The 1,498-nt window shown below is 70.2% G+C and carries 1 protein-coding gene; it reads left to right on the forward strand.

Annotated elements, in window-relative coordinates; translation table 11 throughout:
• Positions 1–125 precede the first annotated feature (125 nt).
• A complete protein-coding gene (locus tag G514_RS0110660; protein WP_028651734.1) occupies positions 126–1,205 on the forward strand; it encodes an IS110 family RNA-guided transposase in 1,080 nt (359 codons plus the stop codon).
• The last annotated feature ends 293 nt before the right edge of the window (positions 1,206–1,498 follow it).

Here is a 1,498-nt window from a genome sequence, read left to right on the forward strand (position 1 = left end):
TCAGACGGTATGACGTGACCGCCTCGGCCTGAGGGGGTTGCGGGCCGGGGCCTCTCACATGCATGTACGTGGGTTGTCGGGCAGGAGTGGCCTGCTCGACCTATCCACAGGCATAGGAGGCCCCGGTGATCAAAGAGCGTACGAGTGTCGGGCTGGATGTGCACGCACGGTCGGTGATGGCGACCGGGCTGGACGCGGTGACCGGTGAGGTGTTCAGGCAGCGACTGGTCCCGGCCAGCGAGGTTGTCATCGAGTGGCTGCGCGGGCTGCCGGGCCCGGTCGCCACCACTTACGAGGCAGGGCCGACGGGGTTCGGTCTGTACCGGGCGATCACCGCGGCCGGGATCAGGTGCGAGGTGGCCGCGCCCTCGAAGCTGAACCGTCCGGCCGGTGACCGGGTCAAGACCGACGCCAAGGACGCGCTGCTGTTGGCCCAGCTGCTCCAGGTCGGGCAGATCGTCCCGGTCCGTGTCCCCTCCATCACCGAGGAGGCCGCCCGCGACCTGGTCCGCGCCCGCGAGGACGTCCGCGGTGACCTGATGCGGGCCCGGCACCGGGTCTCCAAGCTGCTACTGCGCCACGGACACGTCTACTACGGCGGGGCCGCGTGGACCGCCAAGCACACCGTCTGGCTGAACTCGGTCCGCTTCGACCAGCCCGGCACCCAGGCCGCCTACGACGCCGACCGGGAAGCCGTCGACTTCGCCCTGATCCGACGCGACCGGCTCGACGACGCCATCAGCGCGATGGCCGCCGACAGCGAGTTCACCGCCACCACCCGGCGACTGTGCTGCCTGCGCGGGATCTCGACCCTGACCGGTTTCGCGCTGGCTGTCGAGCTCGGCGACTGGGACCGGTTCAACGGCGCGAGCATCGGCGCCTACCTCGGTCTGGTGCCCGCCGAGCACTCCAGCGGCGACTCACGTCGCCAAGGTGGGATCACCAAGACCGGCAACAGCCACGCCCGTCGGCTGCTGATCGAGGCCGCCTGGCACCACAAGGCTCAGTACAAGGTGGGCACGGTGCTCCAGGCCCGCTGGGACCAAGCCACCCCAGCGGCTCGGGCCCGTGGCCACGCCGGCAACCAGCGGCTCCACCGACAGTGGGTCCGCTACGCCGCACGCGGCAAGAAGCACACCATCGCCAACACCGCCATCGCCCGCGAGCTCGCCGGCTGGTGCTGGTCCCTGGCCATCCTGGAATAGGCCCGCGCCCCGCCAAGCCCGGTCTCGGGCTTGAGCCGACTGCGACGTGCAGCGCGAGGAGCCGACCCACGTTTCGACTGTGAGCCACCAGACCGACTGGTGACGCTCGACCTCAGAGAAGCGGAGCGCTCCTGCCGAACGCCGTCATGCGGTAACCAACCCGCGCATATCAGTCTCGACCGCGCGTCGCCAAGACACGCTGCGAAGCAGTCACCCACCCGAGACCGACGAGGCGCCGCCAGGTCACCCGACCCGGCGGCGCCTCACCCTGCCCTTGACAGCCAGCACTCACA

It is taken from the genome of Nocardioides halotolerans DSM 19273, from assembly GCF_000422805.1.
GTDB classification, from domain to species: Bacteria; Actinomycetota; Actinomycetes; order Propionibacteriales; family Nocardioidaceae; genus Nocardioides; species Nocardioides halotolerans.